This is a genomic window from Streptomyces sp. NPDC127098 (genome assembly GCF_042722465.1).
GTDB lineage: Bacteria > Actinomycetota > Actinomycetes > Streptomycetales > Streptomycetaceae > Streptomyces > Streptomyces millisiae.
In genome coordinates this window covers 101,381-123,224 of sequence record NZ_JBHXFJ010000001.1, presented here as the reverse complement: position 1 = coordinate 123,224, position 21,844 = coordinate 101,381, and the positions used below count along the sequence as shown (strand labels likewise).

Here is a 21,844-nt window from a genome sequence, read left to right as displayed (position 1 = left end):
CCTCCCGTTCATCTTGGGGGTCCTGGGTCACGGCGGAAGGCGGCAACGGGCGTTCGGACAGAAAATGACCTGTCTATGCCCAGCCCGGCGCTATGAGCGGCGTGCCGAACGCGGTTTGAATGGACAGGGAGGACGTCGGAGGAGGGGACGTGGACGGGACGGTGGAATCCCTGCTGGTCACGGGGATCGCGGTGCTCGGCACGCTGATCTCCGCCGTGTTGACCCAGCGACAGGCCAACCGTTCGCTCAGCCAGGAGCTCAACCGACTCGACCGGTGGCGCACCGACGACCGGGAGGAGCAGGAGAAGCGCGACACCGTGCTGGTGCACCGCGCCGTCTACACCGCACTGAACACCGCCGCCCGGCGCTATCTGGCCGCGCTGACCGACCAGTTGCACGCGCTCGGCCTCGGGACGGGGATCGAGGCGGCCACCGCCGAGCTCCACCGGGCCCGCGCCGCCCACGCCGACTGCTATGCCGAATGCCAACTCGTCGCGCTCGACCCTGTGTTGGCGGCGGCCCGAACCGTGAACCACGGGCTCAACCACACCTACGGGATACTGATGCGCCTCACCAACGGAACGCCGGGCCCGACCGACTCGACGGACGCGGCCCAGGCCAGGATCACCGACCTGTGGAGCGCCGGCCTGCCCGAACTGCGGGAGCGGATGCGGCTGGATCTCGACCTCCCCACCACCCCGCGGATCTCCGGCCGATGACGAGCCCGCAGCACGATGGTGAGGTCGCGGCGCTCCGCGCCTGGGCGGCCGTCGCCGTCCGTCAGGCGCAACAGCTGTGGCCGCACGCGCGGAAGAACCCGCGGATGGCCGTGGTGCGGTTCGGGATCGAGCATCTGGCCACCGTCGAACGGCTGTTACCGGCGGAGGACCCGGTCCGGGCGACCGTCGTGCCCTGGCTCGGGCTGCTGATGAAGGCGTGGGTCGAGGGCCAGCCGCAGGCCGATCCCGGGGAGCTGGCGGCCGCCCTCGACCATCTGCGGTGGACCGACCGCGCCAGGCCGTTGAACGACCGGCTCGCCATGCGGGCCAGGACCGAGCTGACCGGACTGCTCGTCCCGGCCGAGATCCCCTCGGAGGCGCGCGACGGCTCCGGGCCGCCGGAGCTGGTCGAGTCCCTGCGGGCGCGGCTGACGGAGGCCCTGAACGTGCTCGCGCGTATCGTCGCCGGCGACCTGGCGATGCGGGAGACGGTGCTGCCGGCCATGGAGCGCGTCGCCGCGCAGCTGTCCTCCCTCCCGGGCCCGCCGGAGAACAGCCCGCCGGCGCCGCCGCCCGGCGAAGCCGAGGCGGCGGCGGAGACCACGGCCCCCGCGACGCCCCGCGACGAGGTCTCGGGGGAGGCGCTGGCCGCCGCCGTGCGGGAGGTGGCGGACCTGGCGGGCCGGGACGGGGTGTGGTGCATGCGCCTGCTGGTCTGGCTGTGCCACACGGCGAACGGCACCCGGGTCACCGCGCCGGAAGCCGAGCGGGAGCTCGCCGAACTGGGGCTCGACCAGCCCGTCTTCACCCCGCTGCGCCAGCTGTTCGCAGCGCTCAGGTCGGACGGGCGGGACCCCCGGGCGCTCGCCGCGCGCGTCGGCGGCGTCGCGCGGGCCGTCAGGGAGACGCTGCTCGCCCTGCCCGTCGACGCCCCGGAGCGGATCCGCCTCGCCAAGCTGCACGCGGCCCTGCTCGTGCAGGGCAACCTCCTGATGCCCGAGACGCTGGACTTCTCCGAGGTGGACGCGGCGGCGAGCCGGCCGGAACCGGACCCCGAGGCACGTGCGGCCTGGCCCGGCGAGGTCAGCGCGGAGTGGTACCTCAACATCATGATCGACAACCTGTGGGGGGCGAACGGCGAGATCGATCACCTGGAACGGAGCGTGGCCTGGCTCCGGGACGCGATCGACGCCCTTCCCACGAAGGGGAGAAGGGCCGCGACCACCCGACGGTTCCTGTCCTACCTCCTCGCCCAGCGCCTCGTCACCGCCGGCCGGCTCGAAGGCAGCCTCCAGGACGGCGTGGCCGCCCTGACCATGGCCGAGGGGCTGTCCGCCGCCGACGAACGCGACCACATCGTGGCCGTACTGAGCCTCATCGCCGGGGACCAGGTGGCGCGCCGCGGCCTTGACCAGGCGGCGATGGCCCGCCTGACGGAGGAACAGATCGAGCGGCTGACCGACTGGTACGCCACCCCCTCGCCGGACGCCGGCGTCCGCGTCACCATCGCCGGCGGGCTCGGCCATGCCTACCGGGATCGTGCCAGCCGCACCGGAGACCCGGCCGACCGTTCCGCCGCCGCCCGCTACCTGCGGGAGGCGGTGGAGATCGACCCCGCCACGATCCCGCCCCTGTACGCCCCGTACTACCCCGTCTTCCGGGCCCAGTTGATGATCGCGCTGGCTGAGGTGGACCCCCGCCGGGAGGTCGTGGACCGCGCCGTCGCCGAGGTCCACGCGGTGATCGAGGGGGCGAGGATGTTCCGCCGCGAGGAGGGCCGGCTGCGGTTGGAGCTCGGCCGGGCCATGCTCCGCGCGATCACTCACCGTAGTGACCTCAGCCTGCTCGACCCGTGTATCGCGGAGCTGAGCCAGGCCCGCGCCCTGGTCGCCGAGGGTCACGGCCCGCCGTTACACGTCGAGGTGCTGATCGAGCTGTCCAAGGCTCACTGGACGAGCGCGATGACCGGTGGCGGGCACGCGAGCGAGGACCGGAAGGCCAGCCGTGCCCTCCGCCGCGAGGCGCTCGAGGTGATGACCATCGACGTGCTGCGGCAACTCGGCGCCGAGCACGCCCTTTCGGTGGCCAGGGCCGCGACCGGCGAGGCCCTGTGGCTGGCCCTGCGGTGCGCCGAGGACCGCCGCCCGGCCGAGGCGGTGGAGGCGCTTGAGCTGGGCCGGGCCCTGGTGCTCAGGACGGCCGCCGCCGCCCCCGGTGTGCCGCGGCTGCTGGCCGATCGGGGGCACGCCGACCTGGCCGAGGGATGGCGGGCGCAGTCACCGCGGCCTCCGCTCCGGTCGGCGAGCACCACGGAGGAGACGGCGCAGGACCCGGGACCCGGCCTGCCCGGCAGTCTGCGCCGCAGGGCGCTCGCCGCGCTGGGCGTGGGGAAAGGCGCCGGCGCCCGGGAGTTGCTCGGCACCCCCGACATCGCCACCCTGAGCGCCGCGCTGGCCGCCTCGGGGGCCGACGCCCTGGTCTACCTGGTCCCCGGCGAGGGCTTCCGCCCGCACATCCCGGGACGTGCCCTGGTGCTGCTCCCCGGGGCCGTCGAACCCACCGTGCTCGCCCTCCCGTTGCTGCTCTCCCCCGGCAGCCACCAGCTGGAGCGCTACCTCACCGCCACCGCCGAGCGCACCCGCCAGGCCGCTGCCCAGGACGCGTCGCCCGCGGCGCGCGACGCCGCCGAGGCGGAGTGGCAGGCGGCGCTCGGCGACCTGTGCGACTGGGCCTGGGCCGCCGCCGTCGGGCCGGTCCTCGACTCCCTCGAACCCCTCGGCCGGCCGCCGCGGCTCGTGCTCGTGCCCTGCGGCCCGCTCGGCGTCGTCCCCTGGCACGCGGCGCGCCAGCGCGTTCTGCTCGGGGGAGACCGGTACGCCTGCCAGGACGCGGTGATCAGCTACGCGCCCTCCGGGCGCAGTTCCTGAAGGCCGCCGCCCGCGACCGGCTGCCCACCGCCGGGCACCGGGTGTTGGTCACCGACCCGCGACTCAGCCTGGCCTGGGCGGAGATCGAGACGGAGGCACTGCGCGCGGCCTGCTACCCGGACGCCCACCGGTACGGCGAGTTCGTGGCCGCCGAGGGCGTGCCGGACGCGCCGGGAAGCTGCGAGGACCTGCTGGCCGTGCTGCCGGGCGGCGGCCGGCCGGCAGCGGTCCTGCACGTGTCCTGCCACGGCGTGGCGGGCCCGAGCCCCACCCGGTCCGCGCTCTCGCTGGCCGACGGGGAGTTGACCGTCGCCCGGATCCTGGACCACGCCGAGGCCGCGGCACCCGGTGCGGACGGCCCGCTGGTCGTGCTCAGCGCCTGCGAGACCGACCTGAGCACGGGCGACCACGACGAGGCGCTGACCCTCTCCACGGCCCTGGTCGCCCGGGGCGCGGCCGACGTGGTCGGCTCCCGCTGGGCCGTCAGGGACAGCGCGACCGCGCTGATGATGTCCGTGTTCCACGACTTCCTCACCGGCCGGGGCCTCGCCCCCGCCGACGCGCTGCGCGCCGCCCAACTGTGGATGCTCGACCCGGACCGCCGACCGCCGCCCGGCCTCGGCGACCCCCTGCGCCGCGAGGCCGCCCGCGCCGACCTCGACCGGATCCACCTGTGGGCCGCCTTCACCCACCAGGGCAACCCGGCGGCACATTGAGCTCGGCGCCGAAGGACCGTACCCGCGCTGACCGGTGGCCGGGCGGACGAGGTCCGTCCGGCCACCTTCCGCGCCGAGACTACGTCGGGACCGCCATGAGGAGCGCGAAGCGACCGGCCGGGTCGGTCCACCAGCGGCGGACGGTCAGGCCGCCTCGTTCGAGCTCGGCGGTGAGGGCGGCACGGCGGAACTTGCACGACAGCTCCGTGCGCAGGTCCTCGCCCGCGGCGAGTTCGAGCGTGAGATCCAGGTCGGGGATCTTGACGGTCTGGGTGGCGCGGGCCCGCAGCCGCATCTCGACGCGTTCGAACTCCGGGTTCCACAGGGCGACGTGGTCGAAGCGGTCGGGGTCGAAGTCGGCGCCCAGTTCGCGGTTGAGGACGCGCAGCACGTTCCGGTTGAACTCGGCGGTGACGCCGGCCGCGTCGTCGTAGGCGCGGACCAGGATCTCGGGCTCCTTGACCAGGTCGGCCCCGAGCAGCAGCACGTCGTCGCCGCTGAGCGCGCGCGACAGGGACCGGAAGAAGGCGTGCCGCTGCGGCTCGTCGAAGTTGCCGACGGTGCTGCCGAGGAAGGCCAGCAGCCGTGGGCCAGGATCCCCGGGCAGCACGAGCTCGGACTCGAAGTCGGCGACGGTGGCGGAGACCGCGAGCCCCGGGTAGTCGCGGTGGATCGCGATCCCGGCCGCTTCCAGCGCGGGGGCGCTGACGTCCAGGGGTGCGTAGCGGCGCAGCGTGCCGGCGGCGGTCAGCGCATCGAGCAGCAGCCGGGTCTTGCGGGAGGAGCCCGAACCCAGCTCGATCAGGGTCGTGGCGCGGGTCAGCGCGGCGATCTCCGGGGCGCGGCGGACCAGGATCTCCTGCTCGGCGCGCGTCAGGTAGTACTCGGGAAGGCGGGTGATCCGCTCGAACAGGTCACTGCCGCGCTCGTCGTAGAACCACTTGGGGGAGAGGCCGCGCGGCGCGCGGCCGAGCCCTTCGCGCACGTCCGCGTGGAGGGTGGTGGTGAAGTGGTCGGCGGGCAGCCGGTCGTCGAGCGTGAAGCCGTGGTCGGCCATGGGGCGTCGTTCCTTGGGATGGGGGAGCGGAGGGCGCAGGGGGGTGATCCGCACGCCGGCCGTCGTGGCCAGCAGCAGCGAGTGGTCGGGGACCTCACGCCAGTCGCCCGGCGCGTCGTCGGGTTCCGAGGCGACCAGGACCGTGGCCGGTCCGGCCCGGTACCAGAGGGTGTCCCCCCAGGCGGTCGCGGCGATCACGCGGCCGTCGGTGAGGAGGAGGTTCAACCGGGCGGTGGGCCGGGCCGCGCCGACCCGGCGGACCACCGCGGCCAGCGCGCCGGCCGGCGGTTCGCCCCGCCGCAGCCGGCGGGTGAGCAGGGCCCACAGCAGGGCCGAGTCGCTGTGCGCCTCGAGCGCGAGCGCCTCCGCGGCGGTCAGGTCGGTGGGCAGCCGGGTCCAGTCGGGGACGGCGCCGTTGTGGCTGAACAGCCAGTGCCCGTCCCGGAAGGGCGCCGCCGCCGACTCGTCCTGGGTGGTGCCTGCGGTGGCCGAGCGGACCGCGGCGAGCACGGCGTGGCTGCTGATCGTCCCGGCCAGCTCGGGGAAGTTGGCGTCGGCCCAGACCGGCACCGCGCGGCGGTAGCGGGCGGGCCGGGGAAGGCCGGCGTCGCCCTCGGCGGCGTCCGGCACGGCCGGGTACCAGCCGATGCCGAACCCGTCGGCGTTCACCGTGCCGTGCCGCTGCCGCGCGGGCCGCCAGGACTGCTCGTACAGGCCGCGCGCCGGCTCGGTGAGCAACCGCGCGAGCGTCACCGGCGGCCCCAGGTAGGCGAGATGACGGCACATCAGGCGCGGCCCTCCCCCGAGGCGTCCCTGGCGGTGCGGAAGCCGGCGAAGATCTGCCGCCGGACGGGGAAGTCCCAGTTGCGGAAGGTGCCGCGGCAGGCCACCGGGTCGACGGAGAAGGCGCCGCCGCGCAGCACCTTGTAGTCGGGGCCGAAGAAGACCTCGGAGTACTCCTTGTAGGGGAAGGCGGTGAATCCGAGGTAGGGGGCGAAGTCCGAGGCCGTCCACTCCCAGACGTCGCCGACCAGTTGCCGGGCGCCGCTCGGCGCGGCGCCGGCCGGATAGCCGCCGACCGGCGCGGGCTGGAGGTGGCGCTGGCCGAGGTTGGCGTGCTCGGGCCCCGGCTCCGCGTCACCCCAGGGGTAGCGGCGGGAGCGGCCGGTGGCCGGGTCGTGGCGCGCCGCCTTCTCCCACTCCGCCTCGGTCGGCAGCCGCCGTCCCGTCCACCTGGCGTACGCGTCGGCCTCGTACCAGCACACGTGCAGCACCGGCTCGTCGGGCGGGACCTCCTCGGTGACGCCGAACCGGCGGCGCAGCCACCGGTCGCCCTCCCGACGCCAGAACAGCGGCGCCTCGAGACCCGCCGTCCGCACGTGCCGCCAGCCCTCCGGGGTCCACCAGCGGGGCTCGCGATAGCCGCCGGCCGCGATGAACTCCTGGTAGGCGGCGTTGCTGACGGGCACCGTGTCCAGCCAGAACGCGGGGACGTCCACCACGTGGTGCGGGCGTTCGTTGTCCAGCGCCCACGGGTCGGTGCTGGTGCCCATCGTGAACGGGCCGCCGGGGACCAGCACCTCCCGGGGCAGCGTGGCCGCGTCGGCGGGCGCGGGCGGCGGCGCCGGCGCGTGCAGGACCGGGGCGCCCTCGCGCAGTTGCAGGGTGGCGAGCATCGTCTCGTCGTGCTGCTGCTCGTGCTGGGCGAGCATGCCGAAGACGAAACCGTCCGCCAGCAGCGGATCCGGGTTGTCGGGCGAGGTGTCGGCGCCGTCCAGCACCTCGAGGGCCGCGGCGCGGACGGCGGTCAGGTAGTCGCGGGCGGCGGCCGGCCCCAGCAACGGCAGGGCCGGCCGGTCGGCGCGTGGGTGCCGGAAGGCGTCGTAGAGCGGGTCGAGGTCGGGACGCAGCCCGGCGCGCCGACCGGCCGTGCGCACCAGCCACAGGTCCTCCTGGTTGGCGATGTGGGCCAGGTCCCACACCAGGGGCGACATCAGCCGCGAGTGCTGGGCGACGAGATCGGCGTCGGTGACCGGGTCGGTGAGGCGCAGGGTCCGGCGGCGGGCGGTCTCCAACGCGGCCCGGGCGGCGACGGACATGGTGGTGCCGTGGTGCTGGTACGTCATGGCTTGCCCTTTCGGCGGGTCACGCGCGGCTGAGCGCGTCCAACTGGTCATGGGCGGGACATCGGCCACGTTCCGGATAGCGCTCGGCGAAGACGGCCAGCGCCCGCCGCAGCGCCGCGGGGGCCCCGTGGCGCGCCAGGGCGCCGTCGGCCGCGGCGAAGCAGACACGAGCCGCCTTCGCGAGGTCCGGATCGGCGAGACCGACGCGGGCCGCCCGTCGCCAGACCTCGTCGACGGGGAAGGGCTCGCGGTCCCGGCACAGCGGCTCGGTCGCCGCCAGGGCGGCGTCGCAGGCGGCGGGGTCGTCGAGGAGGGTCGCCGCCAGGACGGTCGGCACGATCCAACCGTCGCCGTGCTGGGCGTCGACCATCCGCAACTCCAGCCAGCCACGCGGTCTGACCGGTGGGAAGAGCGTGCCGAGGTGGTAGTCGAGGTCGGCCCGCGTGGCGGTCCGGAGCCCCGGGACGCCGCGCAGCCAGGCGCGGAAGGTCAGCCCCGGCGGCGCTGACCAGTCACGGTCGTCCGCGCCGCGGACGCACATCACCCGCGCGTCGAGCGCGTAACGGCTCCAGGCGACGCGCGGGTCCCGGTGGTGGCGGGGGTGCCGGGTGCGACCGGCGTCCATCCGGGTCCAGAGGGCCTGGCGGGTGGAGAGCCATCCGGTCGGGCGGCCGTCCCGCAGGGGGGAGTTGGCGAAGGCGGCGACGAGGACGGGACCGATCCGGTGGGCGAGTTCCCAGCGGCGGCGGTAGCCGGAGAAGCCGTCGGAGTCGTCCCCGGAGTCCAGATTGACCTGCACGGAGGCGGTGCGCCGCATCATCACGCGGCCCCAGGGGCCCTCGCGGTCGAAGAAACCCTCCATGGCACGGTAGCGAGGATGGTCGAGCACCCGGGGCGGCTCGCGGTACGGGTCCAGGCCCTGGCCGACGAGCGCCAGACCGGCGCGGTCGACGGCGTCGCGCAGCGCGGCGAGATCCGCGGCCGTCGCCTCGACACACGCCGCGAGCGAGCGGGCCGGCGGCGAACTCAGCTCCACCTGGCCACCCGGCTCTCGGGTGAGCCTGCTTCCCCCGGGGAGCGCGTCCGCGGCGGCGACCGGCGCGAGGGCCGCGATCAGCCGGTCGTCGGAGACGGGGAGCCGAGGGTCCCTGCGGTCCTGGACCAGCCACTCGGTCTCCACGCCGACCCGCTCGGGCGGTCCGGTCTTGAAGCACACGCCACGCACATACGCTTCCGCCTCCTGCTCTCTGAGTTCTTCGCGCATCGACTCTGCTCCCGTCTCTCCCGTCGGACGACGCGGCGCGGTCGGAGCGGAACGGAGCGACGAGCGTGAACCGCTCCGACCACGCGTGGGGTCGTACGTCGACGTAGGCTTCGGTGATCTTCAGGTGCTCGGGTTGCGGACGACCCGGCCGGCGAGCGCGCGCACGGCCGCGTACGGCTCCTCGTATACCCACATCGGGTCCGCCGTGCGCCTCTTCCACGTCGACGCCGGCCCGGCCCTCGCCTGGCCGGCGTCCCCGGGCCTGTTCACCGCCGGGTCGCCTCGAACCGCGGGAAGTGCGCGTCCGGCAGCCGGTCGCCCGGCGCCAGGCCGAGTGGCTCGGTCACCGGGTGGGCCGGCTCGGGGGCGAGGCGGGTGTCGGCGTCCACGTAGATCACGACATGCGCGACGCGCGGGTCATCGGTGTGGTTCGGCGTCGCGGTGTGCGCCAGCCGGGAGTCGTGGAACGTGCAGTCGCCGGCCCGCAACGGCACGGTGACGCGCGGCCGGAAGCGCAGCTCCGGCGCCAGGTTCAGCAGGTCGTCCTGGTCGGTCAGGTCCTGGGCGCGCAGCCCCGTCAGCCGCTGACTGCCGGGGATGAACGTCATGCAGCCCCGTTCCGCCGGCACGTCGACCAGCGCCACCCAGGCGGACAGCGCGTGCCGGGAGCCGACGTGCGGCCAGTACGGCTGGTCCTGGTGGAACTCGGTGGCGGCGCCGTTGTGCGGCTCCTTGATGAGCAGCTGGTCGTGCCAGAGCCGCAGCGGGACGCCGGCCAGCCGGGTGGCGATGGCCGCGAGACCCGGGTCGAGCGTCAGCTCGCGCAGCTCCTCGTCGTGCCGCCACAGCTGGAGCAGCTGGGTGAAGGTGGCGCCGGAGTGGTGGTCGGCCAGCCGCTCGCGGGCGGCCAGCGCGGCCTTCGCCCACCGCGCGGCGTCCGGTCGGGAGACGACCCCCGGCAGGTGGACGAAACCGTCGTGGCGATAGCGGGCGACCTGCTCCTCGGTGAGCGTGCCGGGGGAGGTGCGGGGGTGCTCGGTGCTCGATGTCATGCGCCTCACGCTCGCAGGGCGCCCGCCCACCTCGACAGCACGGAACCGCTCGTCGTGTAGCACAATCCCGTCATGCACCGGGTGCGCAGAGCGGACGTCTTCCCGCCGGGCGAGCACCACGTGGTGGCCGAGCGCCACGAGCTGACCGAGGCCACCGCCGCGCACAGCCACGACTTCCTCGAACTCGCCGTGGTGACGGGCGGCAGCGCGACGCACGTGTCGATGGCGGGCGAACGGCGGCTGGAGCGGGGCTCGGTGGTGCTGCTGCGTCCCGGCGACTGGCACGGCTACGACGCCTGCGCCGGTCTCGCGGTCCACAACGTCTACGTCGGGTCCGAGGTGCTCGACCACGAACTCGCCTGGCTGCGCGCGGATCCCCGGTTCGCCGAGGCCCTGCACGGCTCGGCCGTGCTCCCGCCGCTGACCGGCGCCGGGCTGGCGCTCGCGGAGTCGAGCCTGGCGGCGCTGGCCGCGGGTGGGGCGCCACGGGCGGTGCGGGTGGGTCTCCTGCTGTGCGTGCTGGGTGGGGCGCTGCCGCCGGGCGGGGAGTCGCCCGCGCGGGCGCACCCGGCGGTCATGGCCGCGGCGCGACTGCTGGAGCGGGACGTGGCGGCGGGGTGGACGGTCGAACGCCTCGCCGGCGAGGCCGGGTTGTCCCCGGGACGACTGGCCCGGCTGTTCACTCGGCGGATGGGGGTGCCGCCCATGGCGTACCTGGGGCGGCTGCGGGCGGAACGCGCGGCGGCGCTGCTGATCGAGACGGACCTGCCGGTCGCGGCGGTCGGGCGCCGGGTGGGCTGGCCGGACCCCAACTACGCGAGCCGCCGCTTCCGCCGGCACTTCGGCCTCAGCCCGGCCCGGTACCGGGAACGCTTCCGGGCTTAGGCCCTGTCCGGGGCCCGCGCCTTCCGGGGGACTGTTTCGGCGGTGTGTCGTCGGGTAGGGAGTCACCGTGAATTTGGGAGCGCTCCCATGACCGGAAAGCAGCTGAACCCCCACATCCTTCCGGAAGACGGAGACCGCACGATGAACGCAGACACCCCCACACGCCGCTGGACGACGCGGCTGATGGCATCGACGCTGGCCGGCGTCGTCGGCCTGCTGGCCCTGTTCATGAGCCCGTGGAGCGACTCGGCCAGCGCCCACGGCTCGATCGTGGACCCGGCCTCCCGCAGCTACGGCTGCTGGGAGCGTTGGGGCAGCGACCACCTCAACCCGGACATGGCGCAGGAAGACCCCATGTGCTGGCAGGCGTTCCAGGCCAACCCGAACACCATGTGGAACTGGATGAGCCTGTTCCGGGAGAACCTGGCGGGCGACTGGAGCGCGATCCCCGACGGGAAGCTGTGCAGCGCCGGTGACGCCCAGGGCGGTCTGGCCACCTCGCTCGACCGGCCGGGCCGGTGGACCACGACGGACGTCGACAACGACTTCAGCGTCCACCTGTACGACACGGCCAGGCACGGCGCCGACTTCTTCGAGGTGTACGTCACCAGGCAGGGCTTCGACCCCACCACCGAGGCCCTGGGCTGGGACGACCTGGAACTCGTGGCGGAGACCGGCAGCTACCCGCCGGCGCAGGACATCACCTTCGACGTCAGCGCCCCGGGCCGCACCGGCCACCACATCGTCTACACCGTCTGGCAGGCGTCGCACCTGGACCAGACGTACTTCATCTGCAGCGACGTCAACTTCACCTGAGCCGACCGGCCGGTGAACCCCGGCCGGTGGGACTCCAACCGCCCACCGGGCCCCGACGGGGCCCGGTGGGCGGTGCCGTTCGGTACGCCCCGGCGGGTCAGCCGAGCCGGTCGTGGTCGGCCAGGACCTCGTCGAGGACGCGGCGGTGTTCGGCGGCCTGCTCCGGGTCGGTGTCGATGTGCTGGGCCAGGCTGATGAGGGCCTTCCACAGGGCCCAGCCGCGGGCCCGCGCCCACATGGGCTCGTCCTGGTCCATGGTGCGGTGGAAGGCCTCCCGGCCGGCGCCGGACAGCATCGTCCAGGAGATCACCAGATCGCAGGCGGGGTCGCCGACGCCCGAGGTGCCGAAGTCGATGACGGCGGCCAGTCGGCCGTCCCTGACCAGGAGGTTGTTGGCCGCGATGTCGCCGTGGAACCACACGGGGCGTCCGTGCCAGTCCGCCTTCAGCGCCGCGGCCCACACGGCGGCGGCCCGGTCGGTGTCGACGCGGCCCGCCAGCAGCGCCAGGGTGCGGCGGGTCTCGTCGTCGTAGTGGGTCAGCGGCGCGCCGCGGTAGAAGCTGTGGGCGCCCGCCGCCGGTCCCGCCGTGGCGTCGACCCGTTGCAGCGCGCGGAGGAACTCGGCCAGCGAGGTGGCGAACTCCCGCATGTCGTCGATGCGTTCGGGACGGGCGACCTCGCCGTCGAGCCAGCGGCGGATCGACCAGTCGAACGGGTAGCCCTCGCCCGGCGCCCCCCGGGCCACGATCGGGGGCACGGGCAGGGGCAGCAGCGGCGCGAGCTCGGGCAGCCAGCGGTCCTCCTTGGCGACGGCGGGGACGTAGCCGGCGGCCGTCGGGAGGCGCACGGTCAGTTCCGTGCCGAGCCGGTAGGTGCGGTTGTCCCAGCCGTCGACCGCCACCGGCGTCACCGCCAGGTCGCTCCACCGCGGGAACTGCGCGGCGATCAGGCGCCGTACCAGGGCCGCGTCGATGCCCGCGCGGCCGTCGGCGGGGGAGGGGGAAGCCATGCCGCGATCGTGTCCGCGCGGCAGGCCGAGGGCAATCGATTTACCCGGGGTGCCGGCCGTTCCCGTCGGTGGGCTCGGGCTCCGGGAGGGCGTCGCCGGTCTCCAGCAGGGTCTTGAGGCTGGAGAGCAGGGCGGGCCAGCCGTGCTGGATCATCTCGCGGACCGTGCTGCCGGGCTCGAAGCCGTCGTGGACGACGGTCAGCCTGACCGTCTCGCCGACGGGTTCGATCTCGAAGGTGACCTTGGAGCGCCGCTCGGCGGCGATCCTGGCGAGGGTCTCGTCGTCCACGCCCGCGGCCCTGGCCCACGCGGGCGTGAAGGTGTGCCAGGTGTAGGAGAGCCGCCGGTAGGGGGCGGACTCCAGGACGACCTGTTCGGGGTCGACGGTCCGTGCGCCGTGCTCCTGCCAGGTCATGGTCGATCCGGTCCGCCAGTCGCTGACGAACTCCGGGCCCCAGTAGCGGCGGGTGAAGGCCGGGTCGATCAGGGCCTGCCAGAGCTTCTCCGGCGTGGTCCTGATGTAGGTGGTGTAGACGAACGCGGTGCTGTCCATGGCGGTGTTCTCCAGTGCGTGCTTGAGGTCGGCGAGCGCGCGCAGCCGCTCGCGGTCGTAGCGGCTGATCCAGCGTTCGGCGATGGCGTTGATCGGCTCGGCGTTGAGGTAGTGGAGCTTCTCCCGGCCCTGGCGGACGGTGGTGATCAGGTTGGCCGACTCCAGGAGGGCCAGGTGCTTGCTGACCGACTGCCGGGCCATGTCCAGCTCGGAGCACAGCTCGCGCAGGCTCTGCCCGTTGCGGGTGTTCAGGCTGTCAAGCAGCCGCCGGCGGCCGGCGTCGGCCAGCGCCTTGAAGACCTCGTCCATCTTCGCCCTCCGACAGGCAGCCGTTTGGCTGCCTGAAAACGATAGGCAGCCAAACGGCTGCATGTCAATCCGCGCACCGCCCGATCGGCTTCGGCGGCACCGGGTGGGGTGCCCGGCGCCGCCGAAGCCGCCGTCGCGTCACTCCGTCAGTCCGTCACCCCGTCGATCTGGAGCGTCTGCACCTGCCCGGTGGTGAAGGGGACGGCCACGGTGCCGGCCGCCAGCGCCGCCGGGTCGTACGCGACGAGCGCCCGCGCCGGGGGTGGGGCTTCAGCCGTTGCGTGATTCATCAGTGAATCTCAGTCTTTCTCATCCTTTATCTTGATCGTGTGAAGCTTTCCGAGTGGGCGGCGCGTAAAGGCGTGCACTATCAGACCGCGTGGGCGTGGGCGAAAGAGGGCCGTATGCCGGTCCCGGTGCGCCAGACGCCGTCCGGTACGTGGCTGGTCGACGAGCCCGTCTCGGAGGCGTCCGGCCGTGTCGTGGCGTACTGCCGGGTTTCGTCGGCGGACCAGAAGCCGGACCTTGACCGGCAGGTGGCGCGGGTGGTCCAGGGGGCCACTGGTCTGGGCCTGCCGGTCGCGGAGGTCGTGACCGAGGTCGGCTCGGGGCTGAACGGGCGGCGTCGCAAGCTGCATCGCCTGCTGTCCGACCCGCAGGCGGCTGTGATTGTGGTCGAGCACCGCGACCGGCTGGCCCGGTTCGGTGTCGAGTATCTGGAAGCCGTGTTGTCGGCGTCCGGGCGCCGCCTGGTCGTCCTCGATCCGGAGGAGACCACAGATGACCTGGTGCGGGACATGACCGAGGTACTGACGTCGATGTGTGCGCGCCTGTACGGCAAGCGCGCCGCCCGTAACCGGGCGAAGAAGGCCCTTGAGGCCGCGGCGGAGGGCGCGTGAGCCACAAGCATGGGCTTCGGTTCGAACTCGCCCCCGACGAGGAGCAGGCCGCCCGCATGGGCCGTCACTGTGGCCTGTCGCGGGTGGTGGAGAACTTCTGCCTGGAGACCGTGCGGAAGAAGAAGGCCCAGCAGGAGGCGGAGAAGACCTACGGCATCCCCGAAGACGAGCTGACCAAGGTCCCCTGGTCCGCACCGGCCTTGGAGAAGGAATGGCGCGCTGCTCATCCCGAGCGCTACCCGTGGTTCGCCGAGAGCGAGCTGTCCTCCCGTATCCCGAAGGAAGCCTGCCGGGTGCGGGCGGCCGGCATCAAGAACTACTTCGACTCCCGCGCCGGGAAGCGTGGCGGTGCCCGCATGGGCTGGCCGAAGTGGCGCAAGCGCAAGCATGGCTCCCGATTCCGCTACGACGCCGACCGCGCCAAGCCCATCAACACGCACACGGTGCGCCTTCCGTCCATCGGCGACGTGGCCACCCGTGAGGACATGTCGTGGCTCACCGACCGGATGGCCGCCGGCAAGGCGCGCGTACTCGGCGCCACCATCAAGGAGCAGGCCGGACGCTGGTGGATCTCCTTCCAGATCGAGGTGGACCGCGACGACATCAACAAGCATCACCAGGTCGATGACGACGCTCCGAAGTGCGGCATCGACCTCGGCTTGAAGACCTTCGCCGTCATCCGCAACAGTGATGGCAGCCGGGAGGAGATCCACGCTCCCAAGTCGCTCAATGCCGCACAGCGTGCCCTGCGCTGGGCGAACAAGAAGCTGGCCCGAGCGGCCGAGGACTCCAAGAACCGGGCCAAGGCGCGTAAGCGTCTGAGCCGGCTCTACCTTCGCGTCGCCGACCGGCGCCGGGAGTTCCTGCACCAGACCACCACCAGGCTGACGAGAACCAAGTCGGCCATCGCTGTGGAAACCCTGCACGTCAAGGGAATGGTGCGAAACCGCAGACTCGCACAGGCGCTCAGCGACGCCGGGCTCGGCGAGTTCGTACGGCAGTTGGAGTACAAGGCCAACTGGTACGGGGCGACCGTATGGAAGGCCGACCGCTGGTTCCCCTCCTCCAGGACGTGCGGAGACTGCGGCCGGATCAACCGCGCCCTGGCCCTGGCCGACCGCGTGTGGGTGTGCACCGGATGCGGTACCTGCCACGACCGGGACGACAACGCCGCCGGGAACCTCCTGGCCAAGATGCTCGAAGAACTCTGAGAACCAGCTCGCCGGGAAGTTCCCCGGAGAGTCAAAACGCCTCGTGGAGACCACGTAAGACCTCACTCTCCGGAGTTGGCCGCGGTCGATGAAACAGGAAGAGACCCAGCGAGAGAACCGCTGAGAATCACGCAACGGTCCATCACCTGCCAGTAGACCCAGGCGGAGGGGCGCAGCCAGCGGAAGTCGAGGAGGAGGTTGGTGGCCAGCGAGAGGCCCGAGGCGTCGCCGTCGCCGTCGCCGGTCTCGGAGTTCCACAGCGCCTTGCCGGCAGCGGCCACGTCCCGCTGCAGCAGGTCCCGGCGGCCCGCGGCGTTCTGGTAGCCGTGCACGTTGACCCGGCCGACGAGGGCGCGGGTGGTCGAGGAGAAGGAGTTCCACGTGGTGCGCGCCAGGTCGTAGCCGGTCTCGTCCGAGGCGGCGATCGTGGTGGAGCCGAGGCCGAGCCTGTCCAGTTCGGTGCGCAGGTGCCCCAGCACGGGGCCTGGACGCCGGCGTCGATGAAGCAGCCCTCCCGGGTGCCGTCCGCGCGCCACCAGTTCGAGGACGGCTCGTTGAAGGGCTCGATGGAGACGAAGGACACGCCCCAGGAGTCCCTGGCCCGGCGTGCCGTGGTCGCCAGGTAGGTGGCGAACTGGTGCTGGTTCCAGGGCTGAGCCCAGGGTGAAGGCGTCGGCGAAGTCGTCGCGCTCGCCGAAGACGTTCGCCCACCAGGCCAGGGACGTTCCCCAGCCCTCCCAGGCGCCCTGGTCGGCGGCCGGGTCGATCACCACGGTGGCGTCCGCCCGGGCGGTGCTGGTGGCGAGTTGGCCGCCGAGCACGGTGGCGCCGGTGGCGGCCAACAGCGTTCTGCGTCTCACGGAGGTCCCCTTCGCACTGGGTACCTCGCCCCCACCAGGCGGTTCGTGGTCAGCCGGGCGGCACCGGGCGCACCGAGTCGCGGACGACGACGTGGGTGCCGAGCACGACGTGCCGGGTGGCGTCGGGCGTCTCGTCGTCCAGGGCCAGCCGTACCGCGGTGTGCCCCAGTTCGCGGTGCGGGACGTGCACGGTGGTGAGGTCGATGTCGGCGGCCGGCGGCAGGTCGTCGAACCCGACCAGGGAGACGTCCTCCGGGACGCGCAGCCCCCGGGCCCGCAGGGCCTCGCGCGCGCCGGCGGCGATCAGGTCGTTGACGGCGAAGACCGCGGTGAAGTCCCTGGGCCCCCGGTCGAGTCGCTCGCGCATCATGCGGTGGCCCTCGTGCCGCTCCATGGTGCCGTCGACCTCGAGCGCCGGATCGTGCGGCAGGCGGTGCGCCGCGAGCGCCGCGCGGTAGCCGGCGAGCCGGCTGTCCTGGGTGGTGTGCCCCGGCCGGCGGCCCAGGAAGAGGACCCGGCGGTGGCCGGCCGAGAGCAGGTGGCTGGTGGCGGCGTGGGCGCCGGCGGTGTTGTCGTACTCGACCACGATGGCCGGGATCCCGGGGCCCATCGGCGGCCGGCCGCAGAGCACCAGCCGCGAGCCCACCAGGGCCAGCGCGCGGGCGTAGTCCGTCATGCGTGCCCGGTAGGCGTCGTCCGCGACCACGTTGCCCACCAGGACCAGGGCCTCGACGTGCTCCTCGCGCATCAGGTGGACCATGTCCAACTCCCGCTCGGGATCCCCGCCGGTGGTGCCGACGATGCACAGCCGGCCCGCGCGCGCGGCCTGCTCCTGCACCCCCTGCGCGACATGGGCGTAGTGCGGCGAGGTGACGGAGTTGACCACGATGGCCACGCTCCTGGGCCGCGCCCCCGCGAGCCCTCGGGCATGCGGGTTGGCCACGTAGTCGAGATCGCGCACGGCGCGCATCACCCTGCCGCGGGTGGCGGGAGCGTTGGGGTACGAGCCGGACAGGATGCGCGAGACGGTGGCGACCGAGACGCCGGCGCGGGCGGCCACGTCCCGGATCGTCGGGGGGCGGGGGCGACCGTCCTCGGGCGTGGCTCGGCGAGGCATCCGTCCTCCCTGTGTCCCTCCGCGTGTAACCGGTTGAACCTTGATCGTGGAGCAGGCGGTGCGGTGCGTCAAGCCGCTGAAGTCGGGGGATCCGGCCGTGCGCGGAATCTTGACGTGTACGTGACCCTTTGCTTTTCTCTCGGGTTGTGTAAACGGTTTAACTCATTCGTTCCGGCAGCCGAGGAGGTCTGCGTGAACGGCAAACAACGGTGGGTACCCCGTCGCGGGGCGGCCACCATCGCCACGGTGTTCCTCGCGCTCTGCGCGACGCTGCTCACCGGCACCCCGAGCCCCGCGTCGTCCGGCCCGCCGCCGACGGCGCTCCCGAACGGGGCGGAGGCGGCGCTGGCCGCCCGGCCGATGGAGGACCTCGGCCGCGGGGTCGTGGCCGTGCGCAGCGGCGCCAGCCAGGTCCTGGTCTCCTGGCGACTGCTCGGCCTCGACCCGCAGGGCATCGGTTTCAACGTGTACCGGTCGACCGCGGGGGGCGCCTACACCAGGGTCAACTCCGCCGTCCTGGCCGGCGGCACCAACTACGTCGACACCACCGCCGACCTGACGCGGTCCAACAGCTACCACGTGCGCCCGGTCGTCGACGGGGTGGAGCAGGCGCCGAGCGACGCCTTCACCCTGACGGCCAACCACGCCCAGGAGCCGGTGGTCCGGGTGCCGTTGCGCGACGGCGGTCCGGTGAAGTTCGTCTGGGCCGGCGACCTCGACGGGGACGGCGAGTACGACTACGTGCTGGACCGCCAGACCTCACCCCAGACGCTGGAGGCCTACACCTCCGACGGGCGGTTCCTCTGGGAGGTCGACCTGGGGCCGAACAGTACGAACCAGGACAACATCGAGCCGGGGTCCTCCACCATCGACGTCGGCCACAACGACGGCGTCACCGTCTACGACTTCAACAGCGACGGCCGTGCCGAGGTCGCGTTGCGGATCGCCGACGGCGTCACCTTCGGCGACGGCACGACCTGGACCCACGCCGACGACAACCGCCAGTTCATGGCCATCCTCGACGGGCGGACCGGGGCGCTGCTCAACTGGGCGGCGGTGCCGACCGACTACCTCGCCGACGGCCCGATGGCGGCGCGCCTCGGGGTGGCGTACCTCGACGGCGCCACGCCCAGCCTCGTCGCCTACATGAAGAACCGCCGGGACGACGGGGGCTTCAACCTGATGATGACCGCCTGGCGGTGGAGCGGCCAGAACCTGAGCCTGCAGTGGAAGTGGCTGCGCGGCAACCAGAACGCCCCCGACGGGCACAACACCCGCGCCCTCGACGTCGACGGCGACGGGGCGGACGAGATCGCCGAGATCGGGTTCGTGCTCGACGGCGACGGCACGTTGGAGTACTCGATGGCGGGCGAGGGCGTCGTCCACGGCGACCGCTTCCACATCGCCGACCTGGACCCGAGCCGGCCGGGCCTGGAGGGCTACGGCGTGCAGCAGAGCAACCCGAGCGGCCTGCTCGAGTACTACTACGACGCCTCGAACGGCTCCATGATCTGGGAACACTTCGGGAGCCCGGCCGACGTGGGCCGCGGCATGGCGGGTGACGTCGACCCGCGCTTCCCCGGCATGGAGGTCTGGTCCTTCTCCGGCCTCTACAACGCCCCCAGCAACCGGCTCACCGAGCCGAACACCTCGCTGCGGCCCTGGCCGCAGCTCGGCCTGTGGTGGGACGGCGACCTCTCGATGGAGCTGCTCAACGACGGCAAGATCGAGCAGTGGGACCCGGCGAACCCGACGCCGACCGGCAGCCTGCCCCGGCTGGTCTCCACCTGGAACTTCGGCGCGGTCACCGCCGCCCAGGGCGGCCCCACCCTCGTCGGCGACCTGCTCGGGGACTGGCGGGAGGAGGCCGTGTACACCAACGCGGCCTACGACGAGCTGATCATCTTCACGACGAACCAGCCGTCGACCACCAGGCTGTACACGCTGGCGCACAACCCCGCCTACCGCAACGCCATGACCTTCAAGGGCTACATGCAGTCGCACCACCCCGACTACTACCTCGGCAGCGGCATGGCCCAGCCGCCGAGGCCGAACATCAGGTACGCGGGGTAGGCCGCCGTCCCCGCCGTGGGGGGGGGGTCGGCGGGGGGCGGGGGCCGGCGGCGCCCGGCGGGCCGCGCCGGGGCCGCCCCCCACGGCGCCAGGCGATCTAGGGTGGGCGGAAGGGGGATTTCCCCCGCGAAACTCAATGAACCGGACAGCCGGTGGTGCACCCCGCGACGTCGGCGGCCGACCGGGACACCCAACCGAGGCGAGGAGTTCCGCATGAGCACGACCGCGGGTCGGAACCCGACGGACGGAGCCGCCGCCCCCGCGCCCGGGGAACTGCGACGCGGCGTCCTCATCGCGGGCGTCGCGGCGATCGGCGGTTTCCTCTTCGGATACGACAGCGCCGTCATCAACGGCGCGGTCATCGGCATCCAGCACCACTTCGACGTCTCCTCCGCGCAGACCGGAACGGTCGTCGCCGTCGCCCTGCTCGGCTCGGCCGCGGGGGCCGCCGTCGCCGGGCGACTGGCCGACCGGTTGGGGCGGTTGCGGGTGATGCACACGGCCGCGGCCTTCTTCGCCGTCAGCGCCGTCGGCTCCGCGCTGGCGCTGTCCGTCTGGGACCTGGGAGCCTGGCGCGCCCTGGGCGGTGTCGCGATCGGCCTGGCCTCGGTCATCGGACCCACCTACATCGCGGAGATCGCCCCCGCGGCCTACCGGGGCCGGCTCGCCTCGTTCCAGCAGGGCGCGATCGTCCTCGGCATCACCGCCTCACAGCTCGTCAACTGGGTCATCGCCAAGGGCGCCGGCGGTCGCAGCGAGAGCCCGCTCGGCCCGCTGGACGTCTGGCAGTGGATGCTGGCGGCCGCGCTCGTCCCAGCGCTGCTCTACCTGGTCCTCACCGCGCGCATCCCCGAGTCCCCGCACTACCTGGTGGCCAAGGGGCGGACCGCGGACGCGCGCCGGGCGGTGATCCGGGCCCACGGCCCCGAGGTCGACGTCGACGGCCGGCTCGCCGAGATCGAGCACGGGCTGCGCCACGCCCACCGGCCGCGCCTGCGCGACCTGTTCGGCGGCTCCCTGGGCCTGCTGCCGATCGTCTGGGCGGGCATCGGGCTGGCCGTGTTCCAGCAACTCGTCGGCATCAACGTGATCTTCTACTACTCGTCGATCCTGTGGCAGTCCGTCGGCATCGACCAGGCCAACTCGCTGCTGATCAGCCTCTCCACCTCCATCGTCAACATCGTCGGCACGGTCGTGGCGATGCTCTTCATCGACCGGGTGGGCCGCAGGCCGCTGGCCCTGGTCGGCTCGTTCGGCATGGCCGTGTCCCTGGCACTGGCCTCGTGGGCCTTCTCCTACAAGCGCGGTACCGGAGACGACATCTCGATCCCCGACACGCAGGGCGCCGTGGCCCTGGTGGCCGCCCACACCTTCGTCTTCTTCTTCGCCGTCTCGTGGGGCGTGATCCTGTGGGTCATGGTCGGCGAGATGTTCCCCTTCCGCATCCGCGCGGCCGCCATGTCCGTCGCGACGGCCTCCAACTGGATCGCCAACTGGGCCGTCACGGAGAGCTTTCCGCGCCTCGCCGACTGGAACCTCTCGGCCACCTACGCGCTCTACGCCGGCTTCGCACTGCTGTCCGCGCTCTTCGTCGCCACGGTGGTCGACGAGACCAGGGGAAGGCGGCTCGAAGAGGCGCCCTGAGGACGGCAGCGCGGGGTCTCCCCGGCCCGCCCGACTCCCGCTAACGTTCGGGCGCAGGTACTCGGGTCAAGGAGTGATGCGGATGAGGAACACGATGCGTGCCCTGCTCATGGTGGCGGCGGCGCTCGCCGCCGTCGTGCTGCCGGCCTCCGCGGCGCAGGCGGCCGAGGGGTACGACCGATGTCCTGACGGCCACTACTGCATGTTCTCGGGCCTCGACGGCACCGGCGACATGATCGCGCTGACGGCGAGCACGCCCGACCTCGCGGCGCTCGGCATGGACGACCGGGCCAAGTCGGACTGGAACCGGACCGGTTCGACCATCTACCTGTGGTCGGACGCGAACTACACCGGCTGCACGGCCGTCACCTCCGCCGGCCCGACCGGGAAGGGCAACTTCTTCCCCACCTACCGGGACTTCTTCAGCTCGGTGGGGATCGGCGGCCCGGGCGGCCTGAGCTGCGGCACCCCGCCCGGCGAGGACGGCTGACCGTCGGTCCTGTCGGGGGGCCCGCCCCCCCCCGGGGGGGGGCGCCCCCCGCCGACGGAGCCCAAACACCACGGGGTGGGGGGTGCGACCCGGGAGCCGGCGTTCCAGGCCGCTGTT

18 protein-coding genes and 2 pseudogenes are annotated in these 21,844 nt (G+C 73.2%); 10 read left to right on the top strand and 10 right to left on the bottom strand.

Translation table 11 applies throughout. From position 1 onward, the window contains the following. Positions 1-149: 149 nt before the first annotated feature. The 3 genes from ACFWI8_RS00570 to ACFWI8_RS00560 are packed head-to-tail and all read left to right on the top strand — an operon-like array spanning position 150 to position 4,362. Positions 150-719 carry a hypothetical protein gene (locus ACFWI8_RS00570; protein WP_387083969.1) on the top strand — a complete coding sequence of 190 codons (570 nt, stop codon included), beginning with the start codon at positions 150-152 and terminating at the stop codon, positions 717-719. Further along, positions 716-3,646 (top strand): CHAT domain-containing protein, encoded by a 2,931-nt coding sequence (locus ACFWI8_RS00565; protein WP_387083967.1) that lies wholly within the window; start codon positions 716-718, stop codon positions 3,644-3,646. Before ACFWI8_RS00570 ends, ACFWI8_RS00565 begins: the two co-directional genes overlap by 4 nt. Positions 3,647-3,687: 41 nt before the next feature. Next, the gene (locus tag ACFWI8_RS00560) at positions 3,688-4,362 is read left to right on the top strand and encodes a CHAT domain-containing protein (RefSeq protein ID WP_387083966.1); all 675 of its coding nucleotides are present in this window, start codon (positions 3,688-3,690) and stop codon (positions 4,360-4,362) included. A gap of 79 nt (positions 4,363-4,441) precedes the next feature. On the opposite strand, the gene egtD is transcribed toward ACFWI8_RS00560, so the two are convergent. The 5 genes and pseudogenes from egtD to ACFWI8_RS00535 all read right to left on the bottom strand — a co-directional run bounded on the left by egtD (position 4,442) and on the right by ACFWI8_RS00535 (position 9,861). Continuing rightward, positions 4,442-5,419, bottom strand: a complete 978-nt coding sequence (egtD, locus tag ACFWI8_RS00555; protein ID WP_387084295.1) for an L-histidine N(alpha)-methyltransferase — start codon at positions 5,417-5,419, stop codon at positions 4,442-4,444. A 48-nt stretch (positions 5,420-5,467) separates the two neighbouring features. Then, positions 5,468-6,205, bottom strand: a pseudogene (egtC, locus tag ACFWI8_RS00550) (ergothioneine biosynthesis protein EgtC); the annotation flags it as partial. Beyond that, positions 6,205-7,545 (bottom strand): ergothioneine biosynthesis protein EgtB, encoded by a 1,341-nt coding sequence (gene egtB, locus ACFWI8_RS00545; RefSeq protein WP_387083964.1) that lies wholly within the window; start codon positions 7,543-7,545, stop codon positions 6,205-6,207. The gene egtB and the pseudogene egtC, both read right to left, overlap by 1 nt. Before the next feature lie 19 nt (positions 7,546-7,564). Then, positions 7,565-8,809, bottom strand: coding sequence for an ergothioneine biosynthesis glutamate--cysteine ligase EgtA (egtA, locus tag ACFWI8_RS00540; protein ID WP_387083962.1), 1,245 nt, complete (start codon positions 8,807-8,809; stop codon positions 7,565-7,567). Positions 8,810-9,075: 266 nt separating this feature from the next. Further along, positions 9,076-9,861 carry a phytanoyl-CoA dioxygenase family protein gene (locus ACFWI8_RS00535; protein ID WP_387083960.1) on the bottom strand — a complete coding sequence of 262 codons (786 nt, stop codon included), beginning with the start codon at positions 9,859-9,861 and terminating at the stop codon, positions 9,076-9,078. 72 nt (positions 9,862-9,933) lie between these two features. Here ACFWI8_RS00535 and ACFWI8_RS00530 point away from each other — a divergent pair, with 72 nt between their 5' ends. Then, positions 9,934-10,746 carry an AraC family transcriptional regulator gene (locus tag ACFWI8_RS00530; RefSeq protein ID WP_387083958.1) on the top strand — a complete coding sequence of 271 codons (813 nt, stop codon included), beginning with the start codon at positions 9,934-9,936 and terminating at the stop codon, positions 10,744-10,746. 141 nt (positions 10,747-10,887) lie between these two features. Continuing rightward, positions 10,888-11,562, top strand: a complete 675-nt coding sequence (locus ACFWI8_RS00525; RefSeq protein ID WP_387083956.1) for a lytic polysaccharide monooxygenase — start codon at positions 10,888-10,890, stop codon at positions 11,560-11,562. A 97-nt stretch (positions 11,563-11,659) separates the two neighbouring features. On the opposite strand, the gene ACFWI8_RS00520 is transcribed toward ACFWI8_RS00525, so the two are convergent. The 3 genes from ACFWI8_RS00520 to ACFWI8_RS00510 all read right to left on the bottom strand — a co-directional run bounded on the left by ACFWI8_RS00520 (position 11,660) and on the right by ACFWI8_RS00510 (position 13,723). Next, on the bottom strand, positions 11,660-12,571 hold the full coding sequence (locus ACFWI8_RS00520) for an aminoglycoside phosphotransferase family protein (protein WP_387083954.1): 912 nt from the start codon (positions 12,569-12,571) through the stop codon (positions 11,660-11,662). A 40-nt stretch (positions 12,572-12,611) separates the two neighbouring features. Continuing rightward, the gene (locus ACFWI8_RS00515) at positions 12,612-13,433 is read right to left on the bottom strand and encodes an ArsR/SmtB family transcription factor (protein ID WP_387083952.1); all 822 of its coding nucleotides are present in this window, start codon (positions 13,431-13,433) and stop codon (positions 12,612-12,614) included. Between the two features lie 146 nt (positions 13,434-13,579). Beyond that, positions 13,580-13,723, bottom strand: coding sequence for a hypothetical protein (locus tag ACFWI8_RS00510; RefSeq protein ID WP_387083950.1), 144 nt, complete (start codon positions 13,721-13,723; stop codon positions 13,580-13,582). Between the two features lie 39 nt (positions 13,724-13,762). Here ACFWI8_RS00510 and ACFWI8_RS00505 point away from each other — a divergent pair, with 39 nt between their 5' ends. Next, positions 13,763-14,332 (top strand): IS607 family transposase, encoded by a 570-nt coding sequence (locus tag ACFWI8_RS00505; protein ID WP_387083948.1) that lies wholly within the window; start codon positions 13,763-13,765, stop codon positions 14,330-14,332. After that, positions 14,329-15,543 (top strand): RNA-guided endonuclease InsQ/TnpB family protein, encoded by a 1,215-nt coding sequence (locus tag ACFWI8_RS00500; protein WP_387083946.1) that lies wholly within the window; start codon positions 14,329-14,331, stop codon positions 15,541-15,543. The genes ACFWI8_RS00505 and ACFWI8_RS00500 overlap by 4 nt, the downstream gene beginning before the upstream one ends. Positions 15,544-15,680: 137 nt before the next feature. Here the strand turns inward: ACFWI8_RS00500 and ACFWI8_RS00495 are convergent. Both ACFWI8_RS00495 and ACFWI8_RS00490 read right to left on the bottom strand, forming a co-directional pair. Then, a pseudogene (locus ACFWI8_RS00495) lies at positions 15,681-16,403 on the bottom strand (hypothetical protein); the annotation flags it as partial. A gap of 49 nt (positions 16,404-16,452) precedes the next feature. Beyond that, positions 16,453-17,520 (bottom strand): LacI family DNA-binding transcriptional regulator, encoded by a 1,068-nt coding sequence (locus ACFWI8_RS00490; protein WP_387083944.1) that lies wholly within the window; start codon positions 17,518-17,520, stop codon positions 16,453-16,455. A gap of 192 nt (positions 17,521-17,712) precedes the next feature. Between ACFWI8_RS00490 and ACFWI8_RS00485 the strand changes: the two genes are divergently transcribed. From ACFWI8_RS00485 to ACFWI8_RS00475, 3 genes are all read left to right on the top strand, one after another. Then, a complete protein-coding gene (locus ACFWI8_RS00485) occupies positions 17,713-19,593 on the top strand; it encodes a hypothetical protein (protein WP_387083942.1) in 1,881 nt (626 codons plus the stop codon). A gap of 213 nt (positions 19,594-19,806) precedes the next feature. Then, entirely contained in the window at positions 19,807-21,237 is a 1,431-nt protein-coding gene (locus ACFWI8_RS00480; protein WP_387083940.1) for a sugar porter family MFS transporter, read from the top strand. An 82-nt stretch (positions 21,238-21,319) separates the two neighbouring features. After that, on the top strand, positions 21,320-21,727 hold the full coding sequence (locus tag ACFWI8_RS00475; RefSeq protein WP_387083938.1) for a peptidase inhibitor family I36 protein: 408 nt from the start codon (positions 21,320-21,322) through the stop codon (positions 21,725-21,727). The last annotated feature ends 117 nt before the right edge of the window (positions 21,728-21,844 follow it).